This is a genomic window from Anaerobacillus sp. MEB173, assembly GCF_052119505.1.
In the GTDB taxonomy this organism is placed as follows: domain Bacteria; phylum Bacillota; class Bacilli; order Bacillales; family JBJMAU01; genus JBJMAU01.
This window is the reverse complement of record NZ_JBJMAU010000022.1, coordinates 32,188-48,555: the sequence shown is the minus strand read 5'-3', so window position 1 is coordinate 48,555 and position 16,368 is coordinate 32,188. Positions and strand designations below refer to the sequence as shown.

Sequence of the window (16,368 nt, the reverse complement as noted above, 5' to 3'; positions counted from 1 at the left end):
TAGTCGGTAATCTCAAGGACGGCTGGTTGTGGGCTTTTACCGGCTGTTCCTTTTTTTATGACTTTAACAGTAATGGATTCAAACAGCGTGTGTATGGCTTTTTTCTGATTTTCAAAATTCAACTCATTCCACTCATCTTTTAGATTTTCTAAAATTTCACTTATGGCTTCCGTAGATATTTGTTCGTCGGCTTCATTCATTATTTCAAGAAGCTTTTTTTCTTCCTGGGCGTACCCGTCCATTAACTCCTGGTAGCGATTTTTCGATAAGTCACCTTCAATATATAATTCCTTAGCACGTTCTTTTTTATTTTGAAGTTTTATTATGTTCTGTTCGAGATCAACTGGATCTACATCTCGATCAGCTGCTATTTCATCTGGCTGATCTAATGTGTATTCTAAGCTATTTAGAAACGCTTCATTCATTGATTCTTCTGAAAAAGAGGAGGAATTACATATTCCGTATTTTCTGCGACCTGAACATGAATAACTACGGTATTTTCTATTGCCGGGTTGCCTGATTTCAGTACGACCAATATATTTATGACCACATTCAGAACAACGCAAAATGGTTGAAAAAGGATAGTGTGTAGTTGATCTAATCTTATTTTTGTGTCGTTCTTTCAAAAGAGAACGTGTTTGTTCATATACTTCTTTTGTAATAATCGGCTTAAAATCTTCTTGCTGCAATTCAGTGAGTATAGGTTCATCATTGAAAACTCGCTTTCCACCACTGATTCCGCGATAGTCCCAACGTAGAAAACCAGCATAAAGAGGGTTATCTAAAATGTACCGTATACTAGATCCGCTCCAGTGATCTCCTTTTTTATTCCGTATACCCATCTGATTCAGCTCTTTTGCGATAGTTTCGGCACCAGTAGAGATATACTTCTCGAATATCCATTTAACCCATTTAGCCTCGTTTTTGTTGACGACAAGTTTACCATCTTTATAATCATAACCGTATGGCCTCGGGGATCCTGGTCTTATTCCCTGTTCAACCATTTGCCTGGTACCGAATTTAACTCGTTCAGCTAGATTTTCACGTTCCCATTGAGCTAAGGACGCAATTAAGGTAAGGAATAAACGACCTGACGCTGTTGAAGTGTCATAAATTTCTGTAGCGGATTTAAAATGGCATCCGTGCTTTTCAAAAGTGTCTAATAGTTTATACAAATCAAGAACAGAACGCGTTAATCGGTCTAAACGGTAAACTAAAATGATATCGATGTTCTCTGTTTTTATATCTTTAAGTAGCGTTTGAACTTGTGGACGATTTAAGTCTTTTGCGGACCAACCTTCCTCGATGTATTCACCAGCTATTTTCCATCCCTGGCTTTTACAGAATGCTCTTAGTCGTTCTTTTTGTGCAGGAATAGAGAAACCTTCATTGGCTTGTTCATCTGTGGAAACACGAATATAAATAGCGCAACGCATATTAAAACACCTCACTTGTCTAAGGATATGACACAATCCATATTAAAATTCTTTGCGTTGCCATACTACTGGTAAAGGTTGTTAAATGTTAAAGAGGTCTTGTTTTACATCCATTTGCATTACTTCTTCGATATCAGCAACGAGGAAGATAAACTGTTCAACGTCAAGCGGATCCCCACCTAATTCCTTTATTTTTTTCTTTACATTCGGAAGATAAACTCCAACATGCTCAGGCATTTCACTTCTTTTAGTTAAATCTCCAATTGAAATTGAAAAACTAAGGGTGTCATCATGAAAGTCTTGGGCAGCCTGTTTTTCAAAGGGAGCATAAACAGGTACATATAAATAATCTTCCTCCCACTTTATCTTTCCAGCGCCAAAATAGAGCACAAACCAAACGGGTACTTGTTCTCCCTCATGGTAATCGTAATAAACAGTCGCTCTAGCCATTTATAACAGCGCCCTTCTTTATCATTTTTTGATTGATTGCTAGTTTTACCAGTTCTTTTGTTTCATATGACCAATTGTTAGGATCAGCTTTCCTGTATTGACTTTGAATTTTATTTACTAGTACCTGATGATTTTCTTCATAAGTGATTCGATTTTTTATTTGTTCCATTCTTTTAGTTACGAGTACTTCTGGAAGTGCAAAAGCTTCTGATACTATTTTGACAAAAACAGAGAAGGGGATATCGTTAAATTCTTCTAACATGTAGATAGGTAGTGCAGCGTACAATTGAAAGTTTCCTGCTTGAACTTCTTGTAGCTGATTAAATAATTTTGATACATTAGGTTGGCTGCCTACATGCTTCAATGGGTGGCACAGTTCATGAAAGAAGTCATAACGCTGTTTTTCAACCCTTTGATATGTATTCAAAAATATTACAAAATAATTTGAACCGTCATCAATCCAACGGGCGTGGGAAGTTCCTTTTGTACTAGCTAGTTCGCCCCCGAAAATTGTAATAATCTTTTCCATATCCAGGTCGTCAACAGAGTAAATTCCATTCGCTTGATATTTGTGGTATATCCATTCTTCAAGTGGAGTAGTTTTATATAGTGCTAGATTCATTGTAATCACCTCAATACTATTCTAAGAATATATGTTCGTCTTGTAAATAAAAGAAAAAGCCCAAATAATAGGCTAAGATTTTATTAATTCAGGGTACTCATCATAAACCTTATCGTCAAGTAACCTACCTGTACGATGTTTTTGTACACCGCCCCATTGTTTAAAGAAGAATGCAACTTTCTGTTCTTTACACTGATCCCTAATATCTCGAACCCAATCGGCTTCCATTGGTCTTGCGCCAGGACCGGATTCTCCACCAACTATAACCCAATGTATTCCATCAAGATTTAAATCCTTTAATGGACCTAATAGGGGTTCAACGGACAAAAAGCGAATATGCCCTGGCACTTTTCGTAAAAAATCAACTCGATCTACTACGGAATCATTCTCTACACTCGTTCCAATCCAAATGTTTGGCGACCAATGAAGTTGAGGAGATAACTCTAATAACCTCTCTGGTCTTTTTGTTAGAACCTGAAAAGAGTGTTGCGATGCCAAATTCATTGTTCTAAAAACATCTTTAATAAAATTTACTGGAATTTCATGGTGGAATAAGTCTGACATAGAATTAACAAAAATTTTTCTGGGCTTTTTCCAAGAAAGAGGCTTAGATATTAAGTCAGGATGCAGAGTTACCTTAAATTCATTTACATACCTTGGATTACCCATAGCGTGAAGTCGTTTTGCCATTGTTGCAGCATAACAATTTCGACATCCTTCAGAAACTTTAGTACACCCTGTGACGGGATTCCAAGTGACTTCGGTCCATTCAATATTAGAGTTTCCGGCCATAATAATCCCTCCTTATAAGTTATTGTAACACACGGAAGGGAATGTATGTTCCTAATTATTAAATTTAATTAATACATCTTTGAAACTACCTTTGTTCCGTCTTTGTCCGTTTATTTTTACCACTTCAGCTATCTTATCTTCATTTTCAAGTAGTTTAAGAGAAGGAATCAAATAATTCTTTATTGGGTAAATTGTTTTTAACAATACAAAATCTTCGATATCCTCTTTTGTGATATGGTCTTTTCCTCTAAATTCTTCAAATACCTTAGATGATAAATGCGAAATGTGTTCTTCTTTTTCGAAATCTTTAAAAAAAGTAAATTGGATTTCGTCTGTTAATGAATTATCATCAAACATGTAAGATCCTGTATCGTCCACATCCCACATTACATCTTTCATCAATTTCAAACCGTTTTTGCTTTTGGTTCCATAAAAGAGAATCAATTTTGTTTTGCCTTTCTTTTTTATTTCAAAATTTAATACATGTTCAATTGGTGAGTTTTTAAGTAATTGAGAAGAATAATAATCGACAACAACTTCTTTTCTAAGTTGGCCAGATTTGTCTCCGATTTTTTCTCGAAGTTGTTCTAGGTTTTCAACGCCGAAAAGTTCACTAATATGTACTTCAATTTTTTCTGATTGAAGTTTTATAAATCTATTAGTTTCTTCAAAAATAAAGTTTAGAAATATTTCAGCTTTTTGATTTTGAAGGTACCTAGAAATTAATGAGAATGGAGTATGACTAAAACCAAACGGATCAATAAAGCAAAAGCTAGGAATCAACGTCTCATTTGATTCAATATTATTTAATAAATCGTTCATCGCTTCTTTGAAATTATTATTTAGACATTTAACATATATACTTTTCCCTGGTATTGGGTAGTAATCTTTATCATTTGGGATATCTAAACCTGTGAACTCAAATATATTAGATTTTAATTGTTCATAATTAGTTTTATTATTTTCAATTAGAAGAATGTATATTTGAGGTTTTTCCCAGTTATTACTAACGCATTGGTCGTAGAAGTTTAGTGCCTCTTTTAAAATAATTATTGGTGAACCTACTTGTTGATCTGACTGGTATAACCCAGCACCAGCAAACCCATCAATAATTAAGCATTTATTATTATGATTCCATCTATCAAGAACTATCTTCCTCATCCAAGGAACTAAATATTCCCTCATAATTGTGAGTTTTATATTACTATGTTTTTGAAGTGCTGAAAAAAAATCGCTTTCTAGGTTTTTTACAGACAATAGAATCCCTCCTAAAAAATGTATAAAGCTACACCTAAACATCTATTTTTTAAGTTACAAAGTGCCAGTTATTTACCTTTGCTACTAACACCACCTTTTTAGAATAAAGACACGCCCTCACATGCTGCGTACCAGGTCTTTTTTTATTTATGTTTTAACTGATTCCTTTATCCTTCTTCATACTTTCAATTAAATAAATAATCCGATCGATCTCTTCATTACTCAAAGTTTCAAAATGATTTAATTCATTTTGTATGTATTGAATTGTTGAGTTTTTTTCTTCACTTCCGATCAGAAAGTAAGTTGCAATTGAACCAGTAACCATGCCAATTAATCCAATACCAAAAATCATGAGAATTATTGCGATTATTCTACCTATACCAGTTACAGGAGATATATCTCCATACCCAACAGTGGTAGCAGTGACAACGCTCCACCATAGACCGTCAGCATATGTTTCCATTGAAGGCTCAGCTATTGTAATTGGTATTGCACAAACAAATATGAGAATACTAGTAAATATAATCACTTTATGAAGTCCGTTTGTTTTTAATATTTCAACCACTGGTTTAGCATATTTTTGGGCTATTGCAGCAAATCGTAGTATTCGGATTAACCTAACTAAACGAGCTAATTGGAAAATAGAATCTAATGGAATAATTGCGATTATATCGAAAGGATTTTTCTTTATATAAGCCAATTTATCCTTGGTTAATATAAAGCGTGTACTGACATCGATAAAAAATATAAACCAAACAAGGTGATTCATCCAAATAGTTGTGTCATTCCATATAAAAGCTACAGAGATGAGTGCCGCAGAAAACATGAGTAGTTCATAAATGACATACAATTTATTCAGTTTTTTCAAAATATCCCCACCTAAAACTTTTAAAAAAAGGCACGCTCTCACATGCTGCGTGCCTCTCGTTAGTCTTTATTCTTATTAGCTTTTGCCTTCATCTTTCTAAACAATTCAAGCGATTCCTTCAAGTATTCCTCTTCTTCTTCAGTTATGTCCTCGCCACCACCAAGGAAGGCTAGTCCATCATTTTTATCTGATTCTTCGTAATTGGGTTTGTCAGATCTGCCTAAGAGATAGTCGGTAGAAACATCGTATAGCTCTGCGATTTTAACAATTGTTTCATTGTCAGGTTGACGAAGTCCATATTCCCAATTTGCATAAGTGGAAACAGTTTTGATGTGCAATAGCTTAGCTACATGTGACTTTGTCCAACCTTTTCTTTCACGTAATTCAGATAATCTTTTGCCTGTTACCGTGGACATGTCATCACCCTTATTTGCATTATATGTGTAAATTTTATCACGTTTTACACATAGTAAATAAATACTTTCACAAAAAGAATAAAAAAGTGTTGACTTACACAAAATGAGTAAGTATTATAAACTTAACAAGTTACACAAAACGAGTAAAAAGGAGTGAGGATAAAATGGTTTTAGAAAAATTGCGTGATACACGTATTTCAAAGGGTGTTAGCCAAACCTTTATGGCAAAACAACTTGGTTATAAATCGGTTAGCGGTTATGCAAACATTGAAATGGGTAGAAACAAATTAAGCATAGATAAAGCTAAGGAGATCGCCGACCTTTTATGTGTTGATGTGAATGAGCTTTTTTTTGAAGAAAAGTTACACAAAAAGGGTAACGGAGAACCTGCTTAATCCATTGCGAACATAACACTTAATTAGTTTACCCAAACCCACATTCAAAATGAGGAGGGACATTATGTAATGGATTACCACAACAAATGGGTAATTTGCGAAATTAAGACCTTGGTCCTTCAAATCTTTTGTGAATTAGAAAATGGGTATGAACTGAATGATGTGAAAAGCAACTTTGAAAAATTAATTGAATCTCTAGATAACCTGGAGAACAAAGGTAAATAAATCAAGGTTGTTAGACAACTTTCGATACACATATAAATTAATATCGAGCGGAAAGGGGATGACATCGTTGGGAGTAAAGATTCGTTTGAATGCTGAACAAACGAAAAAATTCAAAGCTTGTTTTATTGATGATGCTAGGCGAATCCAAGCTGATCGCCAGCGAGCTGCTCGGGAACAACTTGAGAGTCAATCAGATAAAGAGAGCAGTGCATAGAATGAATGCGGTTCAGGGATGTGAATCCCTAAATTTTTTTAGCTGAATTTTGTCGATAAAATACGATAACTAATTGGAATAACTTTTAGGAGAGTGAATAAGAAATGGAATTTACAAAAGAGGACAAAATCAGTCTAACTGTCGGTCTAGTAATTGTGTCCATTACATTGTTTGCTGGTATGTTAAAAAGTTTCGGAGTTTTTTAGGGGGAGATTATGAGTTTAGAAGATCAGGTACTAAAAGAAGATTTAGCAATGACTGTGACATTACGTAATTGGGCTAAATATTGCGCAGCGCAATTAAGTTGTGCTGTAAGGTTAGGGAATTTCGATGATGTCGACTTCTGGACCTATGAATATAAAAGGGCAGTGAACGACCTTAAGTATTACCAGTTTAAGAAAACTGAAAGCGAAAGGAAAAGTGGACATGCCTAATTTATTAAGATACGAAATTTTGTTTCTTCAATTAGCTGAAGAGTTTAATAGAATTGGTGATTACGAGAATTATGTTGAATACATGGAGGAGGCGCTTCGAGTCAGAGGGGAGCGAGTACGATTAGAGGCTAAAAACACAAAAGTGGCAAGCGCTTAAAGCACTTACCACCACATGTTTATCGTAGTTTGGCGACTAACGATTGATCCGTAAATTAATTATACCACTTTACATATGCGGGCGGCAATACTCTGGTCATGCCGTTGGGAACATGACTGTACATCCCCCAGCACTTAATTTAGTCGTGTTTCCAACGGTGTTACCGGGACACCTATTCTTCAGAAGGGAGTTTACTTTTTTTGAAAGACCTAAAACATGTTGTATGCATTAATGGGTGGCCACCCATATTTTTAAACAGAAAGGAGAGGGAACTATGAACAAAGAGTTTGTTTCAAAAAGGGAATTATCACAAGGGGAACTATTTTACATGATTAATCACATTGATGTGTTAGGAGTAGACAGAGGGTGTTTACAAATTTCTCATCGCCTTAACATGGATCCAATCCATATAAAGTATAAGTACTTCGAGGAAAAAGAAAAGGGCCTCAAACATGGCAGTGTAAGAGGTCGATCCGTTAACAAAAACATTATAAATATAGTTTAAGAGACATTTAGATTTAAATCAATGTTTTTGTAAATAGAGGGGAAGGTATAGGTGAGAGTGCTACCGGATGTCATGATTACGATACCACATCAATATCAATGTCTAGCGAATGGAAACAAAGAGCTGTTTATCGGTTATGTGAAAGGTTTTATCAGAAAAAACCATCCAGAACTAAGACCTAAACAAATTCGCGGGATATACGTCATTTGTGAAAGGGATGAAGAGTTTGAAGAGCGGAAAGCGATTAAACAAAAAACAAAAAGTGCTAGTTCAAGAAAACGGACTAAATCCAAGTGAGTGGTTGGTAACAAAAAATTTATCCGACAAGCTTTATTTAGTTCATCGAGAAACCGGAAAAGAAAAATCAGTAGATAATTATTAAACATCGGAATGGGCGTGAGAACGTGAGGAAGTACTTACTTGATGAATATCCATTGATCATAATAAAGTCTCTTGCTGAAGAAGTGGGATTGAATAAATCAATTGTATTACAACAGTTACATTACTGGCTTGAAAAGAGCAATAACCTAATCGATGGCTACAAGTGGGTTTATAACACTTATGAAGATTGGCAACTTCAATTTCCTTTTTGGAGTATTAGTACTATTCGTAGAACAATTACTGAATTGGAAAAAGACGGTCTAATTGTTACAGGAAATTACAATAAAGCCAAAATGGATAAAACAAAATGGTACCGAATTGACTATGAAAAGTTCGACCAATTAATGAACAGTCCATGTGTTCAAAATGAACAGTCGAAGAACCACGAAGAATCCTTTTCTAATGAGGTTTCATCAATGAACAGTCCATGTGTTCAAAATGAACAGTCGATGCGTTCAAGTTGGTCAGTGGAAGAGGTCAACTTGAACAAAGCAATACCAGATATTACTACAGATAGTATTACTACTGCTACTGAAGAAGAAAACCTTGAACACAAAAATGAAGATGGCATAACAAATTCTTCACACGATGATGTAGACACACTTTCTAACCGATTTGTCCAATTACGTGGAAAAGGATTGTTTCTTAACAGTAATGACTACAATTCTATTTCTAGAGTTGTAGAAGAGGTACCAATTGGACAAGCATTGCAATTGCTAGACAGTTGTTTTAAAGATTACAAGCCTAATAGACCTAGAGATACGATAAATGCATTTGTTTATTGTGAAAAATACATTTTGGATAAATACCAGGCACTTGTTTCAAGAGAACAAGCAAAGAAGTCAGCTTATAAAGGGGGAGGAAAGCATGCACGGAATCGAGGAGGTTCTAAACAAGCTACGGGAGAGAGCATCACTGGCGGAGCAGTCGGTAGGATCGGAAGAAAAAACAAACCATAACTATCAATGCGAAAAGTGCAAAGATCAGCTTGGTTACCTAAACGTTAAGGACGGTATAGAAGTTTGGACGAGGTGTAATTGTATTGCCCTTAAACGTGTAGAAAAGTTGATGAAATCCAGCGAGATTACGTCAGAGTTTAGAAAAATGAGTTTTGGAAGTTTCCTAACGGGTGGTAAGCATCCCCTCATAGTTGCTATGTATGTATGTGCAATGGATTACTACAAAGACTTCGATCACGTTCAGAAAAATCGTCAAAATAGTGTCGCGCTTTTAGGTCAGCCAGGATCGGGTAAAACCCATTTGCTTACTGCAATAGCTAACAATCTAATTCAAAAAAAACACCTAGGCGTTCTGTATTTCCCTTACGTAGAGGGTTTTAATGATTTGCGAGATGATTTCGAAGCCCTTGAGGAGAAGCTCGGGAAAATGAAAAAAGTTGATGTTCTTTTCATCGATGATTTATTCAAAAAAGGTTCGACCGAATGGGAAATAAAACAAATGTACGCTGTAATTAACCATCGATACCTGAATCATAAGCCAATCATGATTTCATCTGAACTTGATGTTGACGGTCTATGCGAAGTTGACGAGGCACTAGGAACAAGAATTTGTGAAATGTGCAAGGATTACACTGTAGTCGTAAAAGGTGATCGGAAAGTACTTAATCATAGGCTTGAGGGGTTGGTTTAGATGTGCGCGACCTGCAATGATCTAGGCGTGCTTCATGAACAAGAAGAATCAATAACGATTTTTCTGACATGTCCTTATTGCACATTAGAGGAACGGGAGAAGAGGCAAAATCAGCGGTTAGAAATGATAACTGAGTGGAATAGATTTTTAGCTAAAACCAATGACCAGGAGCCGCTATTGTGAGTGCAGCCCGTCCAGTATACCCAGAAGCCAGGATTCAAACTGGTGACAAGTTAAAGTCACGAAGAAAGATTTATATCATTCTAGAAGAGCATGACTTAGTTGTGGACTATGATGACGTTAAAGAGTTTGACCGATTGTGGGAGGAAGGGTATTCCATTGTTGCAATCGCAAAGCAATTAGAGATGACGTTACCTGTGATTGGAGCTCTTGTAATTGATCGAGAGTTTGAAGGAAAAATAAAACCGCGTTCGGGCGGGTTACGAGGTGATAAGGATGGGTCACCTGAGAAACGCACTAGCAAGAGAAAAGGACAAGCTAATCGGAAAACTCCTGTCTAGCCATCAGTTTGAAGAGAAAGATCGTGAATCATTGGAACAGTTTACTTTAACTGAATTAAAAGAAGAGGTCAGGTGGTTACAGAAAGGATTTGGGGATCATGAATAATTACTCTGAGATTTGTACTGTTTGCCGTAGAAAGTTGAAAGACCCAAAGAGCATTGCAATTGGCATGGGTCCAACTTGTGCTAAAAAGGCAGATATGGAAGGCGTTCAGACCGATTTAATAAAAGAGTTGGTAGGTGACGATGATGGAAAAGTACTTGCTTAAAGTCCATGTCTACGAGTGCAATGATTGTGACGCGATCTTTGCAGTTGATCAAGACTTTGAAGACCATTCTGCAGTACAGTGTCCTATTTGTTTAACCGATAGGAAGTTGAAAGATGTCAGTGAAGGGGAAATACGCATCTAATGGCAAAAAAAATAACCGCTATGCAGCGGTTGAATGATTGTAGAATAGCTCATTCCTTTTGCCTTTCATAAAATTTAAAAGCAATACGTTTATTATAGCACGTTTACCGGTAAGGAGGGGAAACAATGAATTCAGTTAAGTCAATGGGGAAGTGGATGAGTGCTAAGGTCGAGAACATCGCACCGTCATTTGTTGAATTGAGTGACGATGAACTGATCAAAAAATTTAAAGACTTTAAGAATCGTTATAAAACAGCTAAAGAAAATTATGAGTTTACGGAAGCGGAAATGTTGCTTGGTGAAATTAAAATCATCAAAAAAGAATTGAAACGCCGTAATGTAACGAGATAGAGAGTGAGGTTTATAGACATGAATCGAGCGGATCGTCGTAGGATGCAACGGGAAGTAGAAAACGGAAGAACGATTAAAGGTTGGGTTGAGCATCCGTCACCAAAACAATTAAAGAAATTTGGAAGCGGTTGGTTTACAGAAATGAATAAGGTATATAGGCAAGGGGACGAATACGTCGTTATGACAAGAGCAGTAGATACCGTGTGGGGATCCGTTACTCACGCTTGCATGAGAAATCAGGCGGGAACTGATATACCTTGGGCTGAAAAGCAACGTATAAAGAATGAATTGTTCGGTATAGAAAGTCAAGCTATAGAAGTGTTCCCGAAAGAAAGTCAGCTAGTTGATGCCGCAAATATGTATCATTTTTGGGTATTACCAAAAGAAATGAAACTACCTTTTACGTTAAAAGAATGATTCCTGTTAGACGAATAGGGAGGAATGAAAATGCGTTTGAAAGATCGTCTTCCAGAAGAAGAGCAAGACGTTTATGTATTAATGGAAACACCTGAATACAAACATTATAAATTGAATTACGGTTGGCTTCCTGGAACTAAACTTAAAAGAATTTCACGTTGGCTTTCAGGGAATGGTTGTGGAGTAAAACAAGCTTATTTTGTTCCGGTAGATGATAGCACCTATGAGCATACCGCCTGGGAAGATCATGTACTCCCTTTAGTTGGTTTGTTTAGTGAATAGTCGACAACGAAAGGATGAGCGATTTGTCAATTAGAGAATTTAGTTTAGGTGACATTGTTGAATGTGAGCATTGTGGTAAGGAATTTGAATTAAACAACCTTGATGAAGATGAATTCGACGATTTTGATGGTTACTTTGAGCATATCACAACATGTAACGGTTAATGAACAGTCGACAAATGAAGCGCAATAAAAAATATATGAAACGAGGTAGCGAAATGGACTTAAATAAAATGGTTATGGAAAGTTTAGCGAAAATGGAAGCTGAAGGGAAAGTACAGGAAATTGTTGAGAAACACGTTTCATCAACAGTAAATGATGTAGTTAAAGACTTATTTGGTAGCTGGAGCGACTTTTCTAAAGAACTTAAAAATGAAGTGAAAGAAGCTTTACAAATTAACTTTAAAGAGTTGAATTTGAAAACTTACAACCATTTAATTTTACAAGCTATTAAAGATAAATTAGACGATGAAATTACGAATCAAGGTGTCGCTCAAATTAAAAATCAAATCGAAGGGTTGCTCTCTGACGCTAAGCGAAAATACAAATTATCAGAACTTGTTAAGGAACTGGTTCAAGAAGTTGAAGATTTAGATGAACTTGGTTATGAGGAATATCATGAAATGACTCTTCATGTAGACGATTCATACGGATCGTACTGGATAGGTTTAGATTCGAGGAATGATATTAGCGAATACTCTTGTAAATACAGATTACATGTAAGTAAAGAAGGTCTGCTTTATTCAGTGAAGATTAATGAGAAAGAGTATAGTAGAAATCGTTCTAGTGAAGATTTTGATCTTAAAACAGTAATGAAGGGACTTCATGGGCTTGAAGAAACTTTATTTAAAATTTATGCAAGTGGAGCAAAGTTGGTTATTGATGAAGATAAATGTGAATTAGAAATAACTAATCCCGAATATGACTGATACGCATTTCGAATCTTATGCGAAGGAGGAATAAACGTGGAACTTAAAGAGCTGTTACAAATGAAACAAGGTGTAGTTTTACAAAAAGACAATAGGAAACGAATTGTTGTTGGTTTTGATGGAATGTTTGTATATTACAATACACCGTCTTCAAAAGGAACTACTGGTGTGTCCTTTTCAAAAGTGGTTAAAAGGTGCGGAAGTAGTTAGCGAATAGCGAGTTTTTAAATGATACGTGAACATACGTGATGAGGTGAAAGGATGGTTAATAAAGCAAAACGTAAAAGGAGATTAAGGAAAGCGTTGAAACGTCGTTCTAATATTCATCTAAATAAGTGCTGGAGAAACATCTTTATAAAAGCAGGTATTATTTAAAAACCAAATATGAGGAGGAATTTGAGTATGAAATTAGCGGGTAAAGTTGCACTTGTTACCGGTGGGGGATCTGGATTAGGTAGAGAAACTTGCTTCTTGTTTGCGAGTGAAGGAGCTAAGGTGATCGTTGCAGATTACATCGAAGATTCAGCAAAACGTGTTGCAAATGAAATCCAAAGAGAAGGCGGCTCCTCATATTATGTAAAAGTGGACGTATCAAACAGAAATGAAGTTGAGGCTGCAATAGAATCGATCGTCCAGCAATATGATCGAATTGATATTTTAGTGAATAATGCAGGAATTACAGCAGATGCAAAGTTATTAAATATGACCGAAGAACAATGGAATAGAGTCATTTCTGTTAATCAAACCGGGGTTTTTAATTGTGGTCAAATTGTAGCTGCTTATATGGTTAAGCAAGGATCGGGAAGAATTATAAATACAAGTTCAATCGTCGGAAGATTAGGAAATTTCGGTCAGACAAATTATGCAGCTGCAAAAGCGGCGGTAATTGCGATGACTCAAACATGGGCTAAAGAGTTAGGCCGAAAAGGAATAAATGTTAATGCTGTTGCTCCAGGATTCATACTTACCTCAATGACGGAAAAAATGCCAGATAAAGTTCTATCGATGATGAAAGACAAAATTCCTTTGCAACGTTTGGGAGTACCTAGTGATGTAGCTAAAGCTTATTTATTCTTAGCCAGTGACGATGCAGCATATGTGAATGGGACGGTTATTGCTGTTGATGGTGGGCTAGTCATATAACATTCCAAGGGGTGTTCAAATGGATGTAGACAAATTAATGGACGAAACGAATGAGCACTACCAAAAGAAGTTTGATCAATTACATCAAGAGTCAAAGCAACTCCGAAAGGCTAATAGTAAATTGAAAAATGAAGTCAGGGCTCTTAAACGCTCGGTTCATAAATTAAAGCAGGAAAAACAAAAGAATCACTACAAAAACGGCCGTAGAGGCTCAAAATTTAATGGATAAATGGAGGTAATAACAATGAACTATGAATTTATCTTAGCGAGTTTTCCAATGATGGATGAAAACAATATTCTAGAGCAATTGAACGGAGGTAAATAATGAGATTTGTTCATTACAAAGGTGGAATTTATAGGTTTTTAAGATATGCAAAATGTTCCGAAACTTTGAAAACACTGGTAGTTTACCAAAGTGAAGCAAACGGAGATGTGTGGGCTAGACCTCTTGAAATGTGGAATGAAAAAGTTATGGTAGACGATATAGAAATGCCGAGATTCCAATTAATAAACGGTTATCCGGATATTCCTAGACCGTCATCTGATTTGAGAAATACTGATTAATGGAGGAGAAATAATGGTTAGAAAAAATATTAATACATTATGTTTAGAAGCATATGAAACTGCTAAGTCTAAGGGTTGGCATGATGAAGAAAGAGAAACTGGTACTCTATTAGCATTAATTCATTCTGAGGTATCGGAAGCACTGGAAGCCGATCGAATAGGAGATAAAGATAATTTTGTTGAAGAGCTGGCTGATGTATGTATTCGAATTTTTGACTTGTGTGGATCTAAGGAAATTGATTTAGAAACTGCAATTTTAAAGAAGATGGATCGGAATAAGCAAAGATCTTATAAACACGGCGGGAAGGCTTACTAATGTCAGCTGTTAAATATAGGTCGAAAAAAAATGCAAAGCATTCGAAATACAAAAATAGAAAAGTTGAACTCGATGGATATAAATTCGATAGCATAATGGAATCTCAGTATTATAAACAACTCGTATGGCTAAAAAAAGCACGGCAAATCAAAGGATTTATCCTACAACCAAGATTTGTACTCCAGGAAGCATTTGAAAAAGATGGCGTAAAATTTAAGAAGATTGAATATGTTGCAGATTTTGAGATTCATAATCTTGATGGAACAACTGAGATTATTGATGTAAAAGGAGTAGAAACAAAGGAGTTTTTACTTAAAAAGAAATTATTCCACGCCAAGTATCCTCATAAATTAACAGTCGTCACCAATGACTCTACATACGGATGGATAGAATTAGACCGGTTAAAAACGTTGGAAAAATCAAACAAAAGACGGTGATTAGGTGTCTAGAAAGCGAAAAAGAAAACCGACTTGGTATCTGTTATACCGCCGAGAGAATTTTCAAGAAGTTTTTCTGTATGAACCGTTGCAAAAACACGAATTGAATAGCCGGAAGAGAAATGGTTGGAAAGTGATTTAAGAAAGGGGGAAAGACATGGGACAAGCTAAAAATTGGTCTCAAGAAGAATTAGATTACCTGCAAAATAAGTGGGGTGTCATATCGATAAAAGCGATATCGAATCAGCTTGGTCGGTCAGTAAATGCTATTAAATTAAAGGCACGAAAACTAGGCTTAGGTGATGCATCGCTTCACTATGACGGGATAACTGTGAGTCAACTTTGTAACGTACTAAATGTTAGTTATTCGTATACGATGAAGGTTTGGATAGAGAAGCATAATCTCCCCATTAAACACAAAATATTTGCCGAGAAGAGTAAGGTCAAGGTTATAAAATACGATGATTTCTGGAAATGGGCTGAAGCGAATAAACAAATGATTAATTTCGCGAAATTGGAGCCATTATCTTTAGGACCTGAGCCTTCCTGGGTAGAAGAAAAAAGGAACGCTGATTTAATTGATGTACAAAGAAAAAAACAACGATCCTGGTCAACAGAGGATGAACAAACGCTAAAAGGAATGATTAGTGCATTCAGCTATACCTATGCCGATATTGCCAATCGCTTAAATCGTACAGAGGGAGCGGTTAAACGACGGATACAAGAACTAGGATTAAAAGGGCGCCCCGTTCAACGTAACAATCATACTAAGTACACGGATGAAGAAGTTAAGTTGTTAATTGAGATGTATCACAAAGGATATGGATTTAATACAATCGCAAATAAATTAGGTAAAAGCGAGCTAGGAGTAAGAGGTAAGCTTGAAAGAATGGGATATAGATTTAAAAATAAAGTCCCTGTAAAAGTTGGATAGACCTTACCAAGTTCTAATACCAATAAATTATATGTGGAGGGACTCTAATGACAAAAGAAATTAAAGTTGATCCAAAAACTATGAAAGCTGAAATTGATGTTATGAAAGAAAATACTTTATATATTGTTAAGCAAGGGAAGGTAATTTCATTTGAATTACCTGCATTCGGTTCATCGGAAGTGATTTCTTTTGGAGGGAAAGTTGATCGGATTGAGACTAAAACAAGTACAAAGATTTGATTACTTAAGGTTCGAAATGATTAG

34 protein-coding genes are annotated in these 16,368 nt (G+C 35.8%); 27 read left to right on the top strand and 7 right to left on the bottom strand.

Annotated features, from left to right (window positions below; all coding sequences use genetic code 11):
* The 7 genes from ACJ2A9_RS21555 to ACJ2A9_RS21525 all read right to left on the bottom strand — a co-directional run.
* The coding region (locus ACJ2A9_RS21555; protein ID WP_441423765.1) for a recombinase family protein at positions 1–1,436 on the bottom strand (1,436 nt) is incomplete at its 3' end.
* An 81-nt stretch (positions 1,437–1,517) separates the two neighbouring features.
* Positions 1,518–1,886 (bottom strand): hypothetical protein, encoded by a 369-nt coding sequence (locus ACJ2A9_RS21550; RefSeq protein WP_441423764.1) that lies wholly within the window; start codon positions 1,884–1,886, stop codon positions 1,518–1,520.
* The gene (locus ACJ2A9_RS21545; protein ID WP_441423763.1) at positions 1,879–2,508 is read right to left on the bottom strand and encodes an ImmA/IrrE family metallo-endopeptidase; all 630 of its coding nucleotides are present in this window, start codon (positions 2,506–2,508) and stop codon (positions 1,879–1,881) included. Before ACJ2A9_RS21545 ends, ACJ2A9_RS21550 begins: the two co-directional genes overlap by 8 nt.
* Positions 2,509–2,580: 72 nt before the next feature.
* Positions 2,581–3,300 carry a DUF5131 family protein gene (locus ACJ2A9_RS21540; protein ID WP_441423762.1) on the bottom strand — a complete coding sequence of 240 codons (720 nt, stop codon included), beginning with the start codon at positions 3,298–3,300 and terminating at the stop codon, positions 2,581–2,583.
* 51 nt (positions 3,301–3,351) lie between these two features.
* Positions 3,352–4,557, bottom strand: a complete 1,206-nt coding sequence (gene tcmP / locus ACJ2A9_RS21535; protein WP_441423761.1) for a three-Cys-motif partner protein TcmP — start codon at positions 4,555–4,557, stop codon at positions 3,352–3,354.
* A 154-nt stretch (positions 4,558–4,711) separates the two neighbouring features.
* Positions 4,712–5,425: a potassium channel family protein gene (locus ACJ2A9_RS21530; RefSeq protein ID WP_441423760.1), complete on the bottom strand. Its 714-nt coding sequence runs from the start codon at positions 5,423–5,425 to the stop codon at positions 4,712–4,714.
* 59 nt (positions 5,426–5,484) lie between these two features.
* The gene (locus tag ACJ2A9_RS21525; protein ID WP_441423759.1) at positions 5,485–5,841 is read right to left on the bottom strand and encodes a helix-turn-helix domain-containing protein; all 357 of its coding nucleotides are present in this window, start codon (positions 5,839–5,841) and stop codon (positions 5,485–5,487) included.
* Positions 5,842–6,005: 164 nt separating this feature from the next.
* Between ACJ2A9_RS21525 and ACJ2A9_RS21520 the strand changes: the two genes are divergently transcribed.
* From ACJ2A9_RS21520 to ACJ2A9_RS21390, 27 genes are all read left to right on the top strand, one after another.
* The gene (locus ACJ2A9_RS21520; RefSeq protein ID WP_441423758.1) at positions 6,006–6,236 is read left to right on the top strand and encodes a helix-turn-helix transcriptional regulator; all 231 of its coding nucleotides are present in this window, start codon (positions 6,006–6,008) and stop codon (positions 6,234–6,236) included.
* Positions 6,237–6,528: 292 nt separating this feature from the next.
* Positions 6,529–6,675: a hypothetical protein gene (locus ACJ2A9_RS21515; RefSeq protein ID WP_441423757.1), complete on the top strand. Its 147-nt coding sequence runs from the start codon at positions 6,529–6,531 to the stop codon at positions 6,673–6,675.
* A gap of 215 nt (positions 6,676–6,890) precedes the next feature.
* Positions 6,891–7,109: a hypothetical protein gene (locus ACJ2A9_RS21510; protein ID WP_441423756.1), complete on the top strand. Its 219-nt coding sequence runs from the start codon at positions 6,891–6,893 to the stop codon at positions 7,107–7,109.
* On the top strand, positions 7,102–7,266 hold the full coding sequence (locus ACJ2A9_RS21505) for a hypothetical protein (RefSeq protein ID WP_441423755.1): 165 nt from the start codon (positions 7,102–7,104) through the stop codon (positions 7,264–7,266). The genes ACJ2A9_RS21510 and ACJ2A9_RS21505 overlap by 8 nt, the downstream gene beginning before the upstream one ends.
* Positions 7,267–7,540: 274 nt before the next feature.
* On the top strand, positions 7,541–7,771 hold the full coding sequence (locus ACJ2A9_RS21500; RefSeq protein WP_441423754.1) for a hypothetical protein: 231 nt from the start codon (positions 7,541–7,543) through the stop codon (positions 7,769–7,771).
* A 51-nt stretch (positions 7,772–7,822) separates the two neighbouring features.
* Positions 7,823–8,068 (top strand): hypothetical protein, encoded by a 246-nt coding sequence (locus ACJ2A9_RS21495; RefSeq protein WP_441423767.1) that lies wholly within the window; start codon positions 7,823–7,825, stop codon positions 8,066–8,068.
* Entirely contained in the window at positions 7,989–8,153 is a 165-nt protein-coding gene (locus ACJ2A9_RS21490) for a DUF6906 family protein (RefSeq protein ID WP_441423766.1), read from the top strand. The genes ACJ2A9_RS21495 and ACJ2A9_RS21490 overlap by 80 nt, the downstream gene beginning before the upstream one ends.
* 22 nt (positions 8,154–8,175) lie before the next feature.
* A complete protein-coding gene (locus ACJ2A9_RS21485; protein ID WP_441423753.1) occupies positions 8,176–9,111 on the top strand; it encodes a replication protein in 936 nt (311 codons plus the stop codon).
* The gene (locus ACJ2A9_RS21480) at positions 9,020–9,802 is read left to right on the top strand and encodes an ATP-binding protein (RefSeq protein ID WP_441423752.1); all 783 of its coding nucleotides are present in this window, start codon (positions 9,020–9,022) and stop codon (positions 9,800–9,802) included. The genes ACJ2A9_RS21485 and ACJ2A9_RS21480 overlap by 92 nt, the downstream gene beginning before the upstream one ends.
* On the top strand, positions 9,803–9,985 hold the full coding sequence (locus ACJ2A9_RS21475; RefSeq protein WP_441423751.1) for a hypothetical protein: 183 nt from the start codon (positions 9,803–9,805) through the stop codon (positions 9,983–9,985).
* Entirely contained in the window at positions 9,982–10,323 is a 342-nt protein-coding gene (locus ACJ2A9_RS21470; RefSeq protein ID WP_441423750.1) for a hypothetical protein, read from the top strand. Before ACJ2A9_RS21475 ends, ACJ2A9_RS21470 begins: the two co-directional genes overlap by 4 nt.
* The gene (fbpA, locus tag ACJ2A9_RS21465; RefSeq protein WP_441423749.1) at positions 10,259–10,429 is read left to right on the top strand and encodes a Fur-regulated basic protein FbpA; all 171 of its coding nucleotides are present in this window, start codon (positions 10,259–10,261) and stop codon (positions 10,427–10,429) included. The genes ACJ2A9_RS21470 and fbpA overlap by 65 nt, the downstream gene beginning before the upstream one ends.
* Positions 10,422–10,592, top strand: coding sequence for a DUF6011 domain-containing protein (locus ACJ2A9_RS21460; protein WP_441423748.1), 171 nt, complete (start codon positions 10,422–10,424; stop codon positions 10,590–10,592). Before fbpA ends, ACJ2A9_RS21460 begins: the two co-directional genes overlap by 8 nt.
* Entirely contained in the window at positions 10,573–10,734 is a 162-nt protein-coding gene (locus tag ACJ2A9_RS21455; RefSeq protein ID WP_441423747.1) for a hypothetical protein, read from the top strand. The genes ACJ2A9_RS21460 and ACJ2A9_RS21455 overlap by 20 nt, the downstream gene beginning before the upstream one ends.
* Positions 10,735–10,859: 125 nt before the next feature.
* Positions 10,860–11,084: a hypothetical protein gene (locus ACJ2A9_RS21450; RefSeq protein WP_441423746.1), complete on the top strand. Its 225-nt coding sequence runs from the start codon at positions 10,860–10,862 to the stop codon at positions 11,082–11,084.
* Between the two features lie 18 nt (positions 11,085–11,102).
* Positions 11,103–11,501, top strand: coding sequence for a DUF7694 domain-containing protein (locus tag ACJ2A9_RS21445; RefSeq protein WP_441423745.1), 399 nt, complete (start codon positions 11,103–11,105; stop codon positions 11,499–11,501).
* A 30-nt stretch (positions 11,502–11,531) separates the two neighbouring features.
* The gene (locus ACJ2A9_RS21440) at positions 11,532–11,783 is read left to right on the top strand and encodes a hypothetical protein (protein WP_441423744.1); all 252 of its coding nucleotides are present in this window, start codon (positions 11,532–11,534) and stop codon (positions 11,781–11,783) included.
* A gap of 23 nt (positions 11,784–11,806) precedes the next feature.
* The gene (locus tag ACJ2A9_RS21435; protein ID WP_441423743.1) at positions 11,807–11,947 is read left to right on the top strand and encodes a hypothetical protein; all 141 of its coding nucleotides are present in this window, start codon (positions 11,807–11,809) and stop codon (positions 11,945–11,947) included.
* A gap of 53 nt (positions 11,948–12,000) precedes the next feature.
* On the top strand, positions 12,001–12,711 hold the full coding sequence (locus ACJ2A9_RS21430) for a hypothetical protein (protein WP_441423742.1): 711 nt from the start codon (positions 12,001–12,003) through the stop codon (positions 12,709–12,711).
* A gap of 36 nt (positions 12,712–12,747) precedes the next feature.
* A complete protein-coding gene (locus tag ACJ2A9_RS21425) occupies positions 12,748–12,921 on the top strand; it encodes a hypothetical protein (RefSeq protein WP_441423741.1) in 174 nt (57 codons plus the stop codon).
* 192 nt (positions 12,922–13,113) lie between these two features.
* A complete protein-coding gene (gene fabG, locus ACJ2A9_RS21420) occupies positions 13,114–13,854 on the top strand; it encodes a 3-oxoacyl-ACP reductase FabG (protein ID WP_441423740.1) in 741 nt (246 codons plus the stop codon).
* 19 nt (positions 13,855–13,873) lie between these two features.
* Positions 13,874–14,083, top strand: coding sequence for a hypothetical protein (locus ACJ2A9_RS21415; RefSeq protein WP_441423739.1), 210 nt, complete (start codon positions 13,874–13,876; stop codon positions 14,081–14,083).
* 95 nt (positions 14,084–14,178) lie between these two features.
* Positions 14,179–14,418: a DUF1653 domain-containing protein gene (locus ACJ2A9_RS21410; protein ID WP_441423738.1), complete on the top strand. Its 240-nt coding sequence runs from the start codon at positions 14,179–14,181 to the stop codon at positions 14,416–14,418.
* A 13-nt stretch (positions 14,419–14,431) separates the two neighbouring features.
* The gene (locus tag ACJ2A9_RS21405; protein ID WP_441423737.1) at positions 14,432–14,734 is read left to right on the top strand and encodes a MazG nucleotide pyrophosphohydrolase domain-containing protein; all 303 of its coding nucleotides are present in this window, start codon (positions 14,432–14,434) and stop codon (positions 14,732–14,734) included.
* Entirely contained in the window at positions 14,734–15,171 is a 438-nt protein-coding gene (locus ACJ2A9_RS21400) for a DUF1064 domain-containing protein (RefSeq protein ID WP_441423736.1), read from the top strand. Before ACJ2A9_RS21405 ends, ACJ2A9_RS21400 begins: the two co-directional genes overlap by 1 nt.
* Before the next feature lie 157 nt (positions 15,172–15,328).
* On the top strand, positions 15,329–16,105 hold the full coding sequence (locus tag ACJ2A9_RS21395) for a hypothetical protein (protein ID WP_441423735.1): 777 nt from the start codon (positions 15,329–15,331) through the stop codon (positions 16,103–16,105).
* 47 nt (positions 16,106–16,152) lie between these two features.
* Entirely contained in the window at positions 16,153–16,344 is a 192-nt protein-coding gene (locus ACJ2A9_RS21390; protein WP_441423734.1) for an XtrA/YqaO family protein, read from the top strand.
* The last annotated feature ends 24 nt before the right edge of the window (positions 16,345–16,368 follow it).

Bases quoted from the DNA above. Each gene is read 5' to 3' on its own strand.
- ACJ2A9_RS21550 (WP_441423764.1), bottom strand. From the start codon at position 1,886: ATGGCTAGAGCGACTGTTTATTACGATTACCATGAGGGAGAACAAGTA.
- ACJ2A9_RS21545 (WP_441423763.1), bottom strand. From the start codon at position 2,508: ATGAATCTAGCACTATATAAAACTACTCCACTTGAAGAATGGATATAC.
- ACJ2A9_RS21540 (WP_441423762.1), bottom strand. From the start codon at position 3,300: ATGGCCGGAAACTCTAATATTGAATGGACCGAAGTCACTTGGAATCCC.
- ACJ2A9_RS21525 (WP_441423759.1), bottom strand. From the start codon at position 5,841: ATGTCCACGGTAACAGGCAAAAGATTATCTGAATTACGTGAAAGAAAA.
- ACJ2A9_RS21520 (WP_441423758.1), top strand. From the start codon at position 6,006: ATGGTTTTAGAAAAATTGCGTGATACACGTATTTCAAAGGGTGTTAGC.
- ACJ2A9_RS21510 (WP_441423756.1), top strand. From the start codon at position 6,891: ATGAGTTTAGAAGATCAGGTACTAAAAGAAGATTTAGCAATGACTGTG.
- ACJ2A9_RS21505 (WP_441423755.1), top strand. From the start codon at position 7,102: ATGCCTAATTTATTAAGATACGAAATTTTGTTTCTTCAATTAGCTGAA.
- ACJ2A9_RS21500 (WP_441423754.1), top strand. From the start codon at position 7,541: ATGAACAAAGAGTTTGTTTCAAAAAGGGAATTATCACAAGGGGAACTA.
- ACJ2A9_RS21490 (WP_441423766.1), top strand. From the start codon at position 7,989: ATGAAGAGTTTGAAGAGCGGAAAGCGATTAAACAAAAAACAAAAAGTG.
- ACJ2A9_RS21480 (WP_441423752.1), top strand. From the start codon at position 9,020: ATGCACGGAATCGAGGAGGTTCTAAACAAGCTACGGGAGAGAGCATCA.
- ACJ2A9_RS21475 (WP_441423751.1), top strand. From the start codon at position 9,803: ATGTGCGCGACCTGCAATGATCTAGGCGTGCTTCATGAACAAGAAGAA.
- fbpA (WP_441423749.1), top strand. From the start codon at position 10,259: ATGGGTCACCTGAGAAACGCACTAGCAAGAGAAAAGGACAAGCTAATC.
- ACJ2A9_RS21460 (WP_441423748.1), top strand. From the start codon at position 10,422: ATGAATAATTACTCTGAGATTTGTACTGTTTGCCGTAGAAAGTTGAAA.
- ACJ2A9_RS21455 (WP_441423747.1), top strand. From the start codon at position 10,573: ATGGAAAAGTACTTGCTTAAAGTCCATGTCTACGAGTGCAATGATTGT.
- ACJ2A9_RS21450 (WP_441423746.1), top strand. From the start codon at position 10,860: ATGAATTCAGTTAAGTCAATGGGGAAGTGGATGAGTGCTAAGGTCGAG.
- ACJ2A9_RS21445 (WP_441423745.1), top strand. From the start codon at position 11,103: ATGAATCGAGCGGATCGTCGTAGGATGCAACGGGAAGTAGAAAACGGA.
- ACJ2A9_RS21440 (WP_441423744.1), top strand. From the start codon at position 11,532: ATGCGTTTGAAAGATCGTCTTCCAGAAGAAGAGCAAGACGTTTATGTA.
- ACJ2A9_RS21430 (WP_441423742.1), top strand. From the start codon at position 12,001: ATGGACTTAAATAAAATGGTTATGGAAAGTTTAGCGAAAATGGAAGCT.
- fabG (WP_441423740.1), top strand. From the start codon at position 13,114: ATGAAATTAGCGGGTAAAGTTGCACTTGTTACCGGTGGGGGATCTGGA.
- ACJ2A9_RS21415 (WP_441423739.1), top strand. From the start codon at position 13,874: ATGGATGTAGACAAATTAATGGACGAAACGAATGAGCACTACCAAAAG.
- ACJ2A9_RS21410 (WP_441423738.1), top strand. From the start codon at position 14,179: ATGAGATTTGTTCATTACAAAGGTGGAATTTATAGGTTTTTAAGATAT.
- ACJ2A9_RS21405 (WP_441423737.1), top strand. From the start codon at position 14,432: ATGGTTAGAAAAAATATTAATACATTATGTTTAGAAGCATATGAAACT.
- ACJ2A9_RS21400 (WP_441423736.1), top strand. From the start codon at position 14,734: ATGTCAGCTGTTAAATATAGGTCGAAAAAAAATGCAAAGCATTCGAAA.
- ACJ2A9_RS21395 (WP_441423735.1), top strand. From the start codon at position 15,329: ATGGGACAAGCTAAAAATTGGTCTCAAGAAGAATTAGATTACCTGCAA.
- ACJ2A9_RS21390 (WP_441423734.1), top strand. From the start codon at position 16,153: ATGACAAAAGAAATTAAAGTTGATCCAAAAACTATGAAAGCTGAAATT.